At 50.7% G+C, this 14892-nt stretch carries 15 protein-coding genes; 10 read left to right on the top strand and 5 right to left on the bottom strand.

Translation table 11 applies throughout. From position 1 onward, the window contains the following. Nucleotides 1-15 precede the first annotated feature (15 nt). The 9 genes from WC813_03660 to WC813_03620 are packed head-to-tail and all read left to right on the top strand — an operon-like array spanning nucleotide 16 to nucleotide 8450. On the top strand, nucleotides 16-1623 hold the full coding sequence (locus WC813_03660) for a hypothetical protein (GenBank protein ID MFA5947095.1): 1608 nt from the start codon (nucleotides 16-18) through the stop codon (nucleotides 1621-1623). 15 nt (nucleotides 1624-1638) lie between these two features. Then, nucleotides 1639-2079, top strand: coding sequence for a PrgI family protein (locus tag WC813_03655; GenBank protein ID MFA5947094.1), 441 nt, complete (start codon nucleotides 1639-1641; stop codon nucleotides 2077-2079). A 6-nt stretch (nucleotides 2080-2085) separates the two neighbouring features. After that, nucleotides 2086-2781: a hypothetical protein gene (locus WC813_03650; protein ID MFA5947093.1), complete on the top strand. Its 696-nt coding sequence runs from the start codon at nucleotides 2086-2088 to the stop codon at nucleotides 2779-2781. 1 nt (nucleotide 2782) lies between these two features. Continuing rightward, nucleotides 2783-4702, top strand: coding sequence for a DUF87 domain-containing protein (locus WC813_03645; GenBank protein ID MFA5947092.1), 1920 nt, complete (start codon nucleotides 2783-2785; stop codon nucleotides 4700-4702). A gap of 3 nt (nucleotides 4703-4705) precedes the next feature. After that, nucleotides 4706-5266, top strand: coding sequence for a hypothetical protein (locus WC813_03640; GenBank protein ID MFA5947091.1), 561 nt, complete (start codon nucleotides 4706-4708; stop codon nucleotides 5264-5266). Next, nucleotides 5233-5913, top strand: coding sequence for a phosphoribosyltransferase family protein (locus tag WC813_03635; GenBank protein ID MFA5947090.1), 681 nt, complete (start codon nucleotides 5233-5235; stop codon nucleotides 5911-5913). The genes WC813_03640 and WC813_03635 overlap by 34 nt, the downstream gene beginning before the upstream one ends. Nucleotides 5914-5931: 18 nt before the next feature. Further along, the gene (locus tag WC813_03630; GenBank protein MFA5947089.1) at nucleotides 5932-6609 is read left to right on the top strand and encodes a metal ABC transporter ATP-binding protein; all 678 of its coding nucleotides are present in this window, start codon (nucleotides 5932-5934) and stop codon (nucleotides 6607-6609) included. A gap of 1 nt (nucleotide 6610) precedes the next feature. Further along, nucleotides 6611-7651 (top strand): YibE/F family protein, encoded by a 1041-nt coding sequence (locus WC813_03625; protein MFA5947088.1) that lies wholly within the window; start codon nucleotides 6611-6613, stop codon nucleotides 7649-7651. Continuing rightward, the gene (locus tag WC813_03620) at nucleotides 7644-8450 is read left to right on the top strand and encodes a metal ABC transporter permease (GenBank protein ID MFA5947087.1); all 807 of its coding nucleotides are present in this window, start codon (nucleotides 7644-7646) and stop codon (nucleotides 8448-8450) included. The genes WC813_03625 and WC813_03620 overlap by 8 nt, the downstream gene beginning before the upstream one ends. Here WC813_03620 and WC813_03615 read toward each other — a convergent pair. After that, nucleotides 8447-9454: a transporter substrate-binding domain-containing protein gene (locus tag WC813_03615; protein ID MFA5947086.1), complete on the bottom strand. Its 1008-nt coding sequence runs from the start codon at nucleotides 9452-9454 to the stop codon at nucleotides 8447-8449. The genes WC813_03620 and WC813_03615 overlap by 4 nt on opposite strands. Before the next feature lie 78 nt (nucleotides 9455-9532). On the opposite strand from WC813_03615, the gene WC813_03610 reads away from it, so the two are divergent. Next, on the top strand, nucleotides 9533-9964 hold the full coding sequence (locus WC813_03610) for a hypothetical protein (GenBank protein MFA5947085.1): 432 nt from the start codon (nucleotides 9533-9535) through the stop codon (nucleotides 9962-9964). Nucleotides 9965-10007: 43 nt separating this feature from the next. Here WC813_03610 and WC813_03605 read toward each other — a convergent pair whose 3' ends face one another. The 4 genes from WC813_03605 to WC813_03590 all read right to left on the bottom strand — a co-directional run bounded on the left by WC813_03605 (nucleotide 10008) and on the right by WC813_03590 (nucleotide 14869). After that, the gene (locus WC813_03605) at nucleotides 10008-10496 is read right to left on the bottom strand and encodes a hypothetical protein (GenBank protein ID MFA5947084.1); all 489 of its coding nucleotides are present in this window, start codon (nucleotides 10494-10496) and stop codon (nucleotides 10008-10010) included. A gap of 105 nt (nucleotides 10497-10601) precedes the next feature. After that, complete coding sequence (locus tag WC813_03600; protein ID MFA5947083.1) at nucleotides 10602-11378, bottom strand: DUF5677 domain-containing protein; 777 nt, start codon at nucleotides 11376-11378, stop codon at nucleotides 10602-10604. A gap of 64 nt (nucleotides 11379-11442) precedes the next feature. After that, a complete protein-coding gene (locus WC813_03595) occupies nucleotides 11443-13182 on the bottom strand; it encodes an ABC transporter ATP-binding protein (protein MFA5947082.1) in 1740 nt (579 codons plus the stop codon). After that, the gene (locus WC813_03590; protein ID MFA5947081.1) at nucleotides 13166-14869 is read right to left on the bottom strand and encodes an ABC transporter ATP-binding protein; all 1704 of its coding nucleotides are present in this window, start codon (nucleotides 14867-14869) and stop codon (nucleotides 13166-13168) included. Before WC813_03590 ends, WC813_03595 begins: the two co-directional genes overlap by 17 nt. Nucleotides 14870-14892 lie beyond the last annotated feature (23 nt).

Raw genomic sequence — 14892 nt, 5'->3', positions numbered from 1 at the left:
TGAGTATCGCGCCGTATGGCAATTGTTGACCTTCTCAAAATACCACCAGTCCGGTCTTTTCTCTTTGATGGCAAGGTCCTTGCTGAGTTTAGGGATGTAGCGGCAAAGAATGAATTACCAACTGAGCGGGCGCCGGAGTTTCTTGATTTGTGTAACGCGGTTATTGATGGAACGTTGCCCATGGCCGAGGTTCCGGGAATTATCGGTCAGGCCTTTGGTAAGGATGAGGCGACGTCTAAGAAGATTTCGGCGGATATTTTTGGCTATCGAATTTTGCCGCTTGAATCTTTCGTTCCGGGGATTCGCGAACAGATTATTGCTTGGGGTGGAAAGGTTGAAGACCATCCAGCTAGACCAATCGGCAAAGAGAAAATTTCTGCCTTTCTGTGGTCTAAAAGAATGGACGAGGCCGCGGGTCTTGGGTTTTCTGATGTGCTCGTTAAACGTCTCGGCCTGCTCATTGAGGGGCGTGTGAAGGGGGAGAAGGACGCCGAGGCGCTGAAGACCTTTTTTGGCCGGCCATTAACTATCGGCGGACTTGCACTGTCTAAAGAAAAAGTGGATGCCTTGCTTGCTGAAGTAGAACGCGAAGCGCCGTATATTGAAATTGTGTCAGAAGAAGATTGGAAGAAGCTGGAAGCGGAGAGGGAGAAGGCGGAGAAGGCGACGGAGGAGCCGGAAGAAGGCGGGGTTTTAAACCCCGCGGTGACTCCGGATGCGCCATCGCAAGCCGTCGAAATCGCCCCATCGACAGCATTAGCGGCTGAAGTTCCGGTGACGATGGATCGATTGAAGATGGCAGTTGACGCAACACTCGATGCAGCGAAGGAGATCGTGCTCGCTAAGAATATTCCGCTCGAGAAGTTTAGGGCGCTCGTCGAAAAAAATATCCGCGGTGTGCGTGAACCGGGACAGACCAGGGATATCATGGAGCAAGAATATAAACTAGAAGGTGCTGATCTGCGGGTTGTTTTGGAAGCGCTGGCGATGGGGAAGAAACAATATGACGGCGAAAAGAAGATCGAAAAAGGCGGGGTTTTAAACCCCGCAATAACTGATTCGCAAGAATCAGTCGCAATGGATCAAAAGTTCGCAGAGGTGACGAAGACACAGCCGGAGGATTCGGTGTCGCCAATCATGCCGGGAGCCAGGGTTTCGGCTGCTCGTGACACGCAGGCGCCGGCAGAGAAGAAGATTATTCCATTAAAACCTAGACCAGCTAAGGCGGAGTTGACCGTGGGCAGTGTGGCGCCGAAGGCCGTGGATAGGAAACTGACGGACGTGGTGGCTGCTTCTCGGCTAATGGGCCCGGTCGACCAAATCAAGAACTTGTCGACTATCGAATTCCGCCGCATGTCGAGCGACCCGGCTGAAGGGGCAAGGAAGGTGGAGGATTTGTTGACAGCGCTCTTAGCTACTGGCTACGAGGAGAGAGTCAATGGCATTAATGCTTGGCGCAAGAGTCCGCTCAACCAGATGTATTTGGAGATTTCCGAAGAAGCTTTATCAAATAGCATGTCTATTCCGGACGTTTGTAGTAAGCGCCGCAAAGAAAAGAAAGATTGTCTGAGTCCGGCGGAGATTAAGGCTATTATAGGACTGAACGCGAAGTTACGTTTTTGATGGTAGAATATACGCATGCCGAGGAATCAATTTGTTGTTCCGCAATTTCTTGATATCGAACCAAGGATCATCGGCCCGATTACGGCTCGGCAGTTTATTATTATGTTAGTGGTAGTGCTGGTAGACTTTGTTTTTTACCGGCTTTTCGCCAATAACATTCCGTTCTTGATTGCCACTGCGCTACCCACGAGTGCGCTTGGCGGTATATTCGCCTTTGGCAAAGTAAACGGCCAGCCTTTTCACGTGATTGTGATTAACGTCATCCAGACTATCCGGCGCCCTGGTAAGCGCGTCTGGGATAAAACTTTGTCTGACGGTGAACTTAAAGTGTTGATGCTCCAAGAAGCCCCACCTCCGGTCGAATCAAAAATCAGAAAGGCTCCGCTCGAAGGATCGCGTCTGTCTGAACTGACGTTGGTGGTGAATACCGGCGGAGTTTATTCGGGAGATGAGTAGCGTCTTATGGCAACATCGGTCAATAAACTCGCAAAACCAAAAGTGGGTCCGCCAACCCAGCGGTTTCTTGATATTGCGGAAATCAGGGAAGACGCGGTGGTTATGAAAGATGGCACTCTGCGTGCGGTTCTACTGGTGTCGAGCATTAACTTCGCGCTTAAGAGCGAAGATGAACAGCAGGCCACCATTCAGGGCTACATGCAGTTCTTGAATGGGCTCGAACATCCAATCCAGATTTGTATCCAGTCGCGCAAGATGAACGTGGACGCGTACATGATGAAAATGAAGTCCCAGGAGGAGACTATTACTAATGAACTTTTGCGCGGCCAGATTAGGGATTACATGTCGTTCGTGACGGAGCTGGTTGAGCTCGGCGAAATCATGCAGAAGCGATTCTTTTGCATTATTCCGTATGACCCGCTGGAAGCCGGCAAGAAGAGCGGTTTTATGCAGAAATTGCAAGCAGCCATTTCTCCAGCCGCCATCTTGAAGCTGAACAATAAACAGTTTAAGGATCGCAAAGATGTGTTGAACCAACGCGTGGGAAATATTGCCGGCGGTTTGCAGAGCATGGGACTTCAGGTAGTTCAGTTGGATACGCAGGGATTGATCGAGCTCTACTACAATTCGTACAACCCTGGTGCTTCTGAAGAACAAAAGTTGGCGCCGATTGATAAATTGCAGGTAGACACCCGCTTCTAATATGGCTTTTAACGTAGAGGATCTAAAACGCCAGCCCACGAGCGCGGTCAAAACAGCTCGCAAGCTTTCGCCCCAAGAAATGAAGTCGGCTGATGAGCGGGCTACTCTTGAGGAAGAGCGGTCTTTTAGGCGAGGCACAGTTAGCGTTCGTGATCTAATTGCGCCAGCGGCTTTCGAAGTCCAATCGACGTACCTAGTAGTGGGCGACAGATTTTGTCGAACCCTCTTTGTTACCACATATCCTCGATACGTTGGTATCGGCTGGGGCGCGCCGATCATTAACTTTAAGGGGACGATCGACATCGGCATGTTTGTGTACCCAGTGAAAGCCGAAGTTATTTTGAAACAACTGCGCGATAAAGTAGGTCAGATCGAATCGCAGATCGTGTCCGATAATGAAACCGGCAAGCCCCGTGATCCTATTCAGGAGACGGCGTTGCGCGACGTAGAGCAACTGCGTGACGACTTAACGCAGGGTATTGAACACTTTTTCCAATTTGCTTTTTACGTGACCATGTATTCGGATACTAAGGAGAACCTCGACAAGAGAACCGAGGAGATCGAGGCTATTTTCGGCGGCAAACTTATCTACTCTAAGCGTGGGCTGTACCAGGCTGAACAAGGTTTCAACTCGACGCTGCCACTCTGTAATGACGAACTGCAGATTCCGTTTAACATGAACACCTCGCCTATCGCGAGCTCGTTTCCGTTCATCTCGTCTGACGTGTCGAGCGATAACGGCATTCTTTACGGCATTAACCGCCACAACAACTCGTTGATTTTGTTCGATCGTTTCTCGCTCCAAAATGCGAACTCGATTGTTTTCGCTACGTCTGGTGCGGGTAAGAGCTATTGCGTTAAACTCGAAATCCTCCGCTCCATGATGATGGGCACGGACGTGATTGTTATTGACCCGGAAATGGAATATCGCCAGCTGTCTGATGCTGTCGGCGGTACGTATGTGAATGTATCGCTGTCGAGTGAAGCGCGCATTAACCCCTTCGATCTCCCGCGACCAAAAGGCGAAGAGACCTCTGTTGAAGACATTCTACGCAGTGCGGTTATTACGATCAAAGGCTTGTTGCGTATCATGATCGGTAAACCGATGGGGGAGAAGGCGGTACTTGGTTTTACGCCAGAGGAAGATTCGCTACTGGACCGAGCACTGCTCGAAACCTACGCGAAAAAAGACATTACTGCTGATTTGCCTAGCATGGCGGGCATAACGGAGTATCCAACCTTGTCTGACCTCGTCGAAATTCTGGAAGGCATGGAAGGCGGTGAGAACCTGGTGGCGCGTTTAACGAAGTTCACTTCAGGAACCTTCGCTGGACTCTTGAACTCGCCCACTACCGTTGAGATGCGCAACCAGCTCGTCATCTTCTCCGTTCGCGATCTTGAAGACGAGCTCCGTCCGATGGCTATTTACACGATTGTTAACTACATCTGGAACGTGGTGCGTTCGGAGCGCAAGAAACGCATTCTGACCATCGACGAAGCCTGGTGGCTCATGCAAAATGAGGACTCGGCCAAGTTTATCTTCGCCCTCGTCAAGCGGGCTCGAAAATACTATCTCGGAGTCACGACAATTACCCAAGACGTGAATGACTTCCTGCGCAGCCAGTACGGCCAGGCCATTGTGACAAACTCGTCCATGCAGATTCTGCTCAAGCAATCACCGGCCGGTATTGATACTATTGCTAACACGTTCAACCTCACTCAGAGCGAAAAGTATTTGTTGCTCGAAGCGGCCATTGGCGAAGGCATTTTCTTTGCCGGCCAGAAGCATGCGGCTATTAAGATTGTCGCGTCTTACACGGAAGATCAAATCATTACGACTAATCCGGAGCAGCTCTTGAAGATCGAGCGCGCTCGTGAAGAATTGCAGAAGTCGCTCCAAGGCGAAGGGGCTAAGAAATAATGTATGACTAGAAAAACAGAAATCGGTCTGGCGGTTGGTGTCCTAGTCTTGTTGATTATCGTGCTACTCGCGATCTTTTTGCGACCAGGGTCTAACCCGCAACCTGCAACCAGTAACCAAGAACCTTCTCAGCCATCAACTTCGACGACAACTCCCGCAACAGAGACGCCAGTTGCTCCCGAGGCAATCCCCGTAGCTAATCCGCAGACGACGACGATGATTTTCGTTGAGCGCTTTGCTAGCTACTCCTCGGAATCAGACTTTGCAAACGTGACCGATGTTCTGCCTCTCGTTACATCTACTCTGGCGACTAGCTTACAGAGCGTTGCCCAGGATCAGCGCGCCGCCCAGTCTAGTTCAGCTTATTACGGCATCTCGACCAAAGTTATCTCTCAGAAGACGGTCGAGGAATCCAACTCGAGCGCCACTATTATAGTCAGCACCCAGCGGGTCGAGGCAATAGGAAATCCAAGCAACACTAAGGTACGCTATCAAGACATCACGGTTAGGCTGATAAAGGAGGGCGATACATGGAAAGTCAACGATTTTTCTTGGGGCGAATAATTGAACCGTTTTTAGACGCGGTCTTTCCCCGTTATTGTGTTTCGTGCAAAGCGGAGGGCGCACTGCTCTGTCCCTCATGTTTCGCTGCCTTCGACGACCGTGTATTCAAGGTCGAGGACAACCACTTGACCATGTTCGCGTACGGCAACCCCATTATTCGTGACCTTATTAAAGCTTACAAATACGAGTTCGACCATTCCGCGTTTCGTATCCTCCAGAAGCTCGCCGAACCGAAGATAGAAACAGTAAAGTCATTTATTGGCGAGTCGATTCTCGTGCCCGTGCCATTAGCCCCGTTACGTCTGCGTGAGCGTGGATTCAATCAGGCCGCGGCTGTGGGGTCGTGGCTCGCCACGACCACTGGCGCACAAATGCATGAACTACTACGCCGGGAAGAAACAAAAGGCCACCAGGCCGAACGCACGGTGGAAGAACGCGAAACGGCCATGACGCGTAGTCCGTTCAGGCTCGCTTCTCTCCTCCTTTCCAAGGAGGAGTCGGAGGAGGTTCAGGTCAGGGGGTCGGAGGGTGGAGTGGTTCTCATCGACGACGTCTGGACTACCGGTTCCACTATGAAAGCCGCCGAACGGACCTTGAAAGAAGCGGGTGTCGAGCACGTTAAATTTTTGACCCTGGCGAAAGGGTAATATACTGTCACTATCTCTATGGCTAAGACGCCAGCATTTTCTATCAAAGACTTGGGCTATTCTGTGGGCGGCAACGTCATTTTAGACGGCGTCACGGTTGATATCGCTGAAGGCGCTTATCTTGGCGTTATTGGTCCGAACGGGGGAGGCAAAACGACATTTCTTAAAATCCTGCTCGGACTAATTGATCCTAGCGAGGGGTCCGTTGAGTGCAAGGTAGATCGGGCACGCGTGGGGTACGTTCCGCAGCGAGCGAACGCGATGGGCGAGAATTTTCCCGCCACGGTGGATGAGATTATTAGAAGCGGTCAAACGCCGGTTAAGAAAAACGCGAAGGCTCTGGCTCGGGCAATTGACGCCGCGGGCGTTCGACATTTGCTTGCTCGCAGAATCGGCACTTTGTCCGGCGGCGAGCGTCAGCGTGTGCTCATCGCGCGGGCTTTGGCGGCTGAGCCGAAGGTGATTATGCTCGATGAACCCACAAGCGCGGTGGATGTTAAAGGCCAGGAGGATTTCTTTCACTTTGTTCGTGAACTGCGAGATAAGCTCAAGCTAACCGTGATCCTCGTTTCGCATGATATTGATGTAGTCGCCCACGAGGTCGACGAGGTACTTTGCTTGAACCGCCACATGGTGTGTCATGGTCCAACAGAAGAAGTCATGCATCATCCCCACTTTATCCATGGGCACAAATAATATGGATAATTCTTTTTATGCCCGTGGGAAGGTGCTGAACATCAGTAAAGAAGGTGCAGTCAACGACGCTAGCGGCTCGACGATGTTCCAAGATGTCACGCTTGAAATCCAAAGCGGTGCTGAGCACGGCAAAGTAGTGAATACCGAGTATTCTACTGCAGCAGCCAGTTTTGAGCGGCAAAAACTTCATGTCGGCGAACAGGTGGTGATGGCTAAGACCACTGACGTGCGCGGTGATACTTACTACGTGCTTGATAGCTTCAGATTGCCTGTTGTCGGCATTTTTCTCCTTATTTTCTTTGTCCTGGCTGCTTTTTTTGGTCGTGGTTCAGGCGCCCGAGCCGTGCTTGGACTTGGTGTCAGTTTGTTAGTGCTGATGGTCTTTGTAGTGCCACGAATATTCGTTGGCGAGAATCCCATTTTAATTTGCGGTTTGGGCGCGGCCATGATTGCGGTGATTTCAATTCTGTTGTCGCACGGGATTAAATTGAGAAGCTTCGTTGCCCTCGGATCGACGTTGATCGCCTTAGTTGTTGCCTTTGTGCTGTCGGCTATTGCCGTGAAACTCGCTGCTTTGTCTGGTGGCGGCACGGAAGAGGCAGTCTTCCTTCAGCAGAGCGTAGCGAACGGTCTTGATCTACAGGGTCTTTTGCTCGGCGCTATGGTTATCGGTACCCTAGGTGTTCTCGACGACGTAACCACGGCACAGGTAGCGTCCGTCGAAGAGATTCACAATGCGAACGATCGACTAACCGCCAAAGAATTGTATCAGCGCGGTATTTCGGTTGGTCGCGAACATATTGCGTCTCTCGTGAACACGCTCGCCCTGGCGTATGTGGGCGCCTCGTTCCCGATCTTTCTTTTGTTCTCGATGCCAGATAACCCACCGCTCTGGGTGCTCTTGAACACGGAACAAATAATGGAAGAAGCTGTGCGCGCGCTCGTGGGCGGGGGAGCTCTAATTCTTGCCGTGCCGATCTCGACTGTCCTCGCGGCTTACATTTTCGCCAACCGCAAAGTTACTAAACACAACTATGATTAATTTCTTACCCGCAGATTTTCCCTTACTTGGCCTTTTAGCCGGGCTTTGCGTGGGTGCGGTGGCGCCAGTGCTCGGCATGTTTTTGACGGTCAAGCGTCAGTCTTTGATTGCGGACACCTTGGCGCACGCTTCGCTCTCTGGTGTGGCGATGGGTATCGCCCTGGGCGTGAATCCGATTATTGGCGCGGTAGTCTGCGCGCTCTTGGCTGCCGTCATTATCCAACGCCTTCAGCGGCGTGGCGGTGTGCTGTCCGGCGATGCTCCGCTTGCAGTCGTCATGAGTGGCGGCTTGGCCCTGGCTGTAGTTATTTTGTCCGCCTCGGGCCAGTTAGACGTGGAAGCGCTCGAATTTTTGTTCGGTGATATCGGACAGGTGGGCGCTGTTCAGCTGATTGCTATAATAATTGCTTCGATGGCTGTTCTAGCGTGTCTCGTTTGGTCATTCCGCGGCTTGTTCTTGATTGCCTTCGACGAAGATATCGCCCGCGCTCAGGGGATGCGGGTAGACGCGTATAACTTGTTCCTAGCTATCGCCACCGCAGTGGTGGTAGCCGTGGGCATGCAGGTGGTGGGCGTTCTGCTTATGGGCGCGCTCATGGTTATCCCGGTCCTAGCCGCGCAGGAACTTAATTTGGGCTTCAAAAAGACCACGCTCGTGGCCGCTGGTGTCTCGCTTTTAAGCGTGTTCACAGGCTTGTGTCTATCATTCTTCCTTCATCTGGCAACCGGTGGAACGATTGTACTGGTAGCGATCGCATTCTTCTTGCTTGGTCTGGTTGTTAGGGCGCTTAGGTCTTAGCTGAACCATTTCTTATATAGTTCATCGTAAGCTCCGCTTTCTCGAAGGGCCAGGATGGCGATGTTTACGTCTTTGCGGAGTGGGCTGTCATCTTGCATCATGACGCCGTAGTCTTGGGGATCGAATAATTCACCCACGACTTCAGACCATTCGGCGCCCTCGTTTAACGAGTAGTACAGCAGCACAGGCGCATCAAAGACAACTGCTTCTACTTTGTTCTTTTTGAGTTTTTCGTAGGCCTCGTCAATCTTAGTTACTGGTACAACAGTTGCGCCGAGGTCCTTCAGCACCTGTTCGCTCGTCGTCCCTTGGACTGTTGCGACGGTCTTTCCCTTCAATCCGTTCGGTCCCTCGATGTTGAGGCGGATTTTTCTCGTCGTAATAAATGCTGTAACTTCTCCAATGAAGAGACCAAGCACAGCTAGATTGGCGAGCTGTTCCAGGGTTAAGACTGAACGGCCGAACCACGTACTGGCAGTGTAGACTCCATTCCAGTCGCCAGCCCCGAGAATCGTACTCAACGAAAGCCAGATTGCTTGAAAAACTCCCGGGAAATATGTTGGGTCGATGGTTGTACCGGCTCGTTCGCTCAGCCACAAAAGGTGGCCGAACAGAATAGTAATGACCAATAACGCGAGTCCAGGTTTTATTAGTTGTTTGTAGCCTTGGGTTACGAAGGCTCGAATAGTTCCGGCGAAGTCTATCTGCGAGCGTTTCTTTGAGAGCAAAATGCGTAGTCCTGAGTTAAACGTAGGGTGTGAAAAATCAACAATCTTTTCGCGCTTCTCCGTAATGGTGATCGCACCAAGGGCGACGTCTGCTTTTTTGCTTGCAACGAGGGGAATCAGTTCCTTGAACGCATGTTTAGTGTAGGAAAATTTGACCCCCATTTCTTTGGCGATCATTTCCCACAACTCAATCTCAAAACCAGAATATTTTCCGTTCTTTTCTAGAATGAACGGCTGGTTTACCGTCACCGCCACTTGTAATTTCTTCTTAGCCACAATTTGTGACTAGAATACCATTTTTTTTTGACGAATGTTCTTTTTCGGAGTAAGAATTGGGTCGTTATTGGAGGTCACATGGATCAGAGATTGTTAGACGAATCGTTGCAGGCCATACGGCACCCGCTGCATGATGGGAGGAGGTTCAGTCCCAAGGCACGCGAAGAGCTGAGGGTTCTCCAGCGCGCCACGCTATTGCCACAAAACAACCGCTGTGGTGGCGAGTATCTAGATTGGCACATGCAGATCGACGGTAAACGGGTCATCGCGCATCCGAGTTTCGCTCCTCCGCTTGACGGCGACCCAGATCCTCACACACCGGGGCGCATGAATACGGAATCAGTAGACCTCGGCGAATTCTCCGAGCCCGTTGTCCCGTACGTGGACTTCGAGGCGTTGCTCGGCGAAGGCTGTTTCGTCGGCGGCATCAAGCTCGGCTTCGAGAGCGAAGTCAAAGCCTGGCGCGAAAAACTCCGCGACCATCTCCTAGACCTCGTGCCGAAGAACTGAACACGTGAGTTCGTCGACCCCGATGCCATGCGTCGGGGATTTGTTATTGGGAACGATAAAGACGTTCGTACACATTCTTTGTTTCGTGAACCAGTTTAAAGATATGCCTTTTGAGGTACACCCGATGTTCACCGTAGAAGAAGGCGATGTCATCTTCGTACTCTGACTGCGCGCACTTTTCTCCAATCTGCACGAGGTTCGCCTTACCGTAGGCCATGCAAAACACAAATTTAATCTGGGCATCTTTATCGAGTAGATTTTCTGGAGAGTCAAGATGACAAATCGCATTTCTTACTTTGCTGATTAGATCCGTAATATCACCATTTTCTACATCATCTTTGAAGTCCACCCTATGCCCGAGAGCATTAAGTTTTTGTAGGAGGTCGTGCATTTTCAGAATTATAGAAACAAAGGAAGGCTCCGCGAAAACCCTCAATGCCGGAGCGCTAAATACGCCGGTGTTAGCCAGGCTTTCGATCGCATTTATATTTGATTCAATTTGTGTTTTAACGAAGAAATTATCTTTATCCATAGTGAGGTAGGAGCTAGTGGTTTCTAGGTGTCACGGGATAGAAGAGTTTCCGACAACGTTAGTGTGAAGGAGCTGGGTTGCTAACGAGGCGACGAGCTACGGAATTTATTCTTTGCCGTTAAGCCCCTTTAGTATTTCTTCGCTTTTTTCGCCAAGCCCCAAAATGAGCGGGCGCAACTTCTTTACGTTTTCTTGAATTCCTAGCCAAAACTTTGAATTAACATCCAACTTATTATGATGTCTATGCCAAAGGACCATATTTAGGTAGTCCCAGTTGACCGATAGGATAATACCTAGGAGACCTAGCGCTTTCTTTGACTCGAACTGCGGTTCAAACTTAGCGATAAATACGTTTGGGTCTTTTCGGTCTCCTGTTCCGTATAGCTGAGCACCCCACGCGCTGGCATGAGCAGTTTTACTCAGCAGCTGAAAGGATTTTACTGGAGCGGAGTGGCCATTGACTTTAAGATTTTTTTGAATTGTTCCTTCGTTGAAGGCTTTTTTAAAGGCTGCGTCATCTTGGTACGACGTGTCGCTTTCTTTGATGAACATCGGTATTAGTTCTGGATTGTGGTGAAGGTAATAAAACATGGAAACATCACTAAGTATGTTTCTAGCGATACTGAACGCGTCACCGTAGAGTCCTCGTTCTATGAGTATAAAGATGCTTTCGTGGTGCTGAAGAGAACGACTAATAAGCAGCAGTGCTGCTTCATTAAACTCTTTGTCTCGATCCAACCTGACCTCTTCGATGAGCTTTTCTTTAACTTTTAGCAGTTCTAATAGTGCAGAAGAGCAGATTTTATAGAAGGGTTCGAAGGTTTCACGAGTTGTTGTGACCAGCTTTTTATATTTCTCATCAAAGACTAAAGATGCAACCATATAGTTGTTATTATCTTGTGGATCAACATACCAAAACACCCGCCTTTCGGCGAGTGCTTTTGGTTTAGCTCGTGCGTTCTTTATGAAGCAACATGTCAATCGCTTCCTTGAGCGAACCGGCGGGGATGATCTCGCCGCTGTTGACGAAGAAGATTTCATCAGCGTTCTCGATCGTATTAAGACGGTGGGCAATGATGATGCGGGTTGTTGATTTGGGGAGCGCATCCAGTGCTTCGCCTAAGAGTTGCTCCGTAATGGTGTCGATGTTCGCCGTAGCTTCATCGAGAATGAGTAGCTTTGGTTCGCGGAGAATGGCGCGCATGAAGGCGAGGATTTGTTTTTGGCCAGCGGACAACGTTCCGCCCGTGTTGCCGATTTCAGCCCGTAGACCTTTGTCGAAGCGTGTCAGTAATTTAGAAAGGCCGATCTCTTCGAGGTGCTTTGTGAGAGCCTCCTCGGTCATGTTCGCGAACTTTTCGTTGCCGTAGACCACGTTGTCCCGCACAGTTCCCTTGAATAGGAACGGATCCTGGAGAATGAAGCCGATACGCTTTGTTCGTTCATCCGCCGAGTATGAGCGAATATCCTGGCCGTCCAAGAAGACAGTTCCTGCGGTCGGGTCGTACAGGCGTGCGGCGAGGGAGGCGGTTGTCGTCTTACCTCCACCAGTGGGGCCGACGAGGGCGTAGGTTTTTCCGGCGTTGAACGCGAGGTTCACGTTGTGCAGAACGGACTTACCCTCCGGATAGCTGAAGTTAACACCCTTGAACTCGAGTACGGCGTCGCCGGACGCCTGCGCAGTGATTTCGACCGTCTCCATGTTGGACGAGAGCTCCAGGATGTTATGGATGCGATCAGCTGCGGCTAGTGCAGACTGCCAAGACGCCCAGAAAGAGGCAATCTGGCGCACGGGGTCATAGAAGCGGGAGATGTAAGTCAGCGTGCTCACGAGTAGTCCTACGGTCAACTGGCCAGACATGACGAGCGTAATACCGTACGTGATAGCAATTAGCTGCGCAGCGTTGCCCATGAGGCCGTAGATTGGGGTGAAGGCCGTGTTTGCTACGCCTGCGCCAAGAGCTGCGTCGTAGTTCTTTTCGTTGGACTCGGCCAAGTGGGTGTGGAAGTAGTCTTGGCGATTAAAGGCCACGACGACTTTGAAGTTTTCTAGACTCTCCTGTACGGCTCCGCTGAAAGAACCTGTAGCTTGCAAGCTTTCCGCGTTCTTCTTTTTGATGAGGCCCGAGGTCACCCGAGTAATGACAAGAAGAATCAGCGCCGGAACAAGCACGGCTAGACCGAGCTTCGCGTTGATGGATACGAGCGAGATACCGGCGCCAATAATCATGAAGCCATTGCCCACAAACTGCATGATGGCTTGGGAAAAGAATTGGTTTAGCTTGTCCGTGTCATTGTTGATGCGCGAAATAAGATCACCGGCTTTGTTCTGGTTAAAGAACGCGACAGGCAAAGATTCGAGTTTGCTGAAAATAGTATTGCGCAACTTATAGAGTACGCGTTGGCCAACGCCACCCATGGTAGTAGTTTGAACATAACCAGCAATGAAGGCGCCGAAGAATACGAGCGCCAGTTGTCCCGCTACTAGAGAGAGCCCGGCCAAGTCACGCGCCGCTATATACGTGTCGATCGCTCGGCCGATGAGTACAGGAGCGAGCAAGTTCAAGGCAGAGCTGACTAGGATGCCGATGAGTGCAATAAACATCGGGAGCTTTTCGTCCTTTAAGAACGGCCAAAAGAACTTGAGTTTGGCTTTACCGGTAGTTTTATTAAGACTGTAGTTCATACGCATTGGTGCTCCGCTGTGAATCAACAATCTGTACGTACTCCGGCGAGGTCTTCATGAGCTCCGTATGTGTCCCAACTGCCAAAATTTCGCCCTCCATAAGGAGAATGATTTGGTCGTAGGCTTCTGTGTTCGTCACTTTTTGAGTAACCGACACGAGCGTCAGGTGCGGGTAGTTATTTTCAATGTTGGCGAGGACTTTTCGTTCAGTGTTCGCGTCGACGCGCGCGGTAAAGTCATCGAGGAACAGGATATTTGGCGCGTGGGCCAGGGCGCGAGCGAGCATAATGCGCTGTTTCTGTCCGCCAGAGAGGTTCGTGCCGCGTTCAGAGACAAGCGTGTCGAGGCCATGTTCGAGCGAGTTCACGAAATCACCAAGCTCGGCGGTCTCGATAGCCAACTGCAAATCGCGTTCGCCCACATTTTGGCCAAAGGCGATGTTCTCGCGGAGCGTGAGGTTAAAGAGCACGCTGTCCTGAAAAACAATGCCGAGATGTTGGCGGAGCTGTTTTTGGTCGTAATCAAACATCGGTTTGCTGTCGTAGGCGATGGTTCCGGCGTCAGGTTTTGTGAGGCCAGAAAGCAGATAGAGCAACTGGGTCTTACCGGCAGCTGTTGGGCCGATGATCGCCGTTTTGGTGTTTGGGTGAACATGGAACGTAGCATTTTTGAGAATAGTTTTTGTTTCGTACGCGAGCGATACATCAGTCACTGATAACTCGCCCTTAAAATTCACTACGTCATCACCGCCTTCTTTTTCTTCTGGTGCCTTCAGCACTTCTTCGATGCGTGCATATGAGACGCCTGCGCGAGAGATGGCATTGCTCATGAAACCGAGCATGAAGATAGGGAAGATGAGAATGCCTAGGTACGTCATGAACGCCGCAAAGTCGCCGATGGTTAGCGTGCCGTTGATAATGAACCGGCCGCCCAAAAGCACCATGACGAGCATGGCACCGTTTGCGATCAGCGTAATGAGCGGAATCAAACCCGCGAACATTTTGAGAATTTGCATGCCTACGTCTTTGGCTTCCGTATTCGTTTTGATGAAACGGTTGTATTCGATGACCTGGGAGTTCAGTACGCGAATAATCGCCGCACCCAGGATGCTTTCGTTGATCACGGAGTTTAGTTTGTCGATGACTTCCTGGCCTTTTTTGAAGAGCGGGCGGATAAAGCCAAAGAGCCCAAAGAGCGCAGTGCCGATCAAGGGGACGATCGAAAGAACCGCGAGGCCGAGCTGCCAGTTAATGCTCAACAGGAAATACGCCGCGCCAATAATGACGAAGAGGGAAGAGAGGACCGTCGGCACCGCCTGGGAGACAAACTGCTTCACGGCGTCAATGTCAGACGAGAAGTTCGTGAGGAGGATGCCAGGGGTCTTGCGCTGGACGTATAAAAAATCCTGGCGAGAAACTTTACTGGCCAGCTGGTTACGCAGATCGCGCGCGACTTTCTCGCTAACATACGTTTGAAAAACGGCGAGCAAAGCGCCAAGAATGAAAATGCCGCCAGCTACCACCGCAAACTCCGTTAAAATAGTTGGCATGGAGAAAACGCCAAGCGCAAAGGTGTTAATCGCCTTGGAGATGATCTTTGGGACAATGAGGTTCAGCATCTGCTGACCCAAGGCGAGGGCAATCACCAGGGTGACGAGCGCTTTATAGGACTTGAGGAGGGAAATCATAGAATTGGCTAGTATGCCTAAAC

Source organism: Patescibacteria group bacterium (genome assembly GCA_041659765.1).
Lineage (GTDB): Bacteria > Patescibacteriota > Patescibacteriia > UBA9934 > UBA9934 > JAGORL01.
This window is presented reverse-complemented; position numbering and strand designations above follow the sequence as displayed.

What these genes read in the sequence shown, in the direction of transcription:
- WC813_03635 (MFA5947090.1), top strand. Translation starts at nt 5,233, where the DNA reads ATGGAAAGTCAACGATTTTTCTTGGGGCGAATAATTGAACCGTTTTTA.
- WC813_03640 (MFA5947091.1), top strand. Translation starts at nt 4,706, where the DNA reads ATGACTAGAAAAACAGAAATCGGTCTGGCGGTTGGTGTCCTAGTCTTG.
- WC813_03600 (MFA5947083.1), bottom strand. Translation starts at nt 11,378, where the DNA reads ATGGTTGCATCTTTAGTCTTTGATGAGAAATATAAAAAGCTGGTCACA.
- WC813_03655 (MFA5947094.1), top strand. Translation starts at nt 1,639, where the DNA reads ATGCCGAGGAATCAATTTGTTGTTCCGCAATTTCTTGATATCGAACCA.
- WC813_03595 (MFA5947082.1), bottom strand. Translation starts at nt 13,182, where the DNA reads ATGAACTACAGTCTTAATAAAACTACCGGTAAAGCCAAACTCAAGTTC.
- WC813_03660 (MFA5947095.1), top strand. Translation starts at nt 16, where the DNA reads ATGGCAATTGTTGACCTTCTCAAAATACCACCAGTCCGGTCTTTTCTC.
- WC813_03625 (MFA5947088.1), top strand. Translation starts at nt 6,611, where the DNA reads ATGGATAATTCTTTTTATGCCCGTGGGAAGGTGCTGAACATCAGTAAA.
- WC813_03650 (MFA5947093.1), top strand. Translation starts at nt 2,086, where the DNA reads ATGGCAACATCGGTCAATAAACTCGCAAAACCAAAAGTGGGTCCGCCA.
- WC813_03630 (MFA5947089.1), top strand. Translation starts at nt 5,932, where the DNA reads ATGGCTAAGACGCCAGCATTTTCTATCAAAGACTTGGGCTATTCTGTG.
- WC813_03610 (MFA5947085.1), top strand. Translation starts at nt 9,533, where the DNA reads ATGGATCAGAGATTGTTAGACGAATCGTTGCAGGCCATACGGCACCCG.
- WC813_03620 (MFA5947087.1), top strand. Translation starts at nt 7,644, where the DNA reads ATGATTAATTTCTTACCCGCAGATTTTCCCTTACTTGGCCTTTTAGCC.
- WC813_03645 (MFA5947092.1), top strand. Translation starts at nt 2,783, where the DNA reads ATGGCTTTTAACGTAGAGGATCTAAAACGCCAGCCCACGAGCGCGGTC.
- WC813_03605 (MFA5947084.1), bottom strand. Translation starts at nt 10,496, where the DNA reads ATGGATAAAGATAATTTCTTCGTTAAAACACAAATTGAATCAAATATA.
- WC813_03590 (MFA5947081.1), bottom strand. Translation starts at nt 14,869, where the DNA reads ATGATTTCCCTCCTCAAGTCCTATAAAGCGCTCGTCACCCTGGTGATT.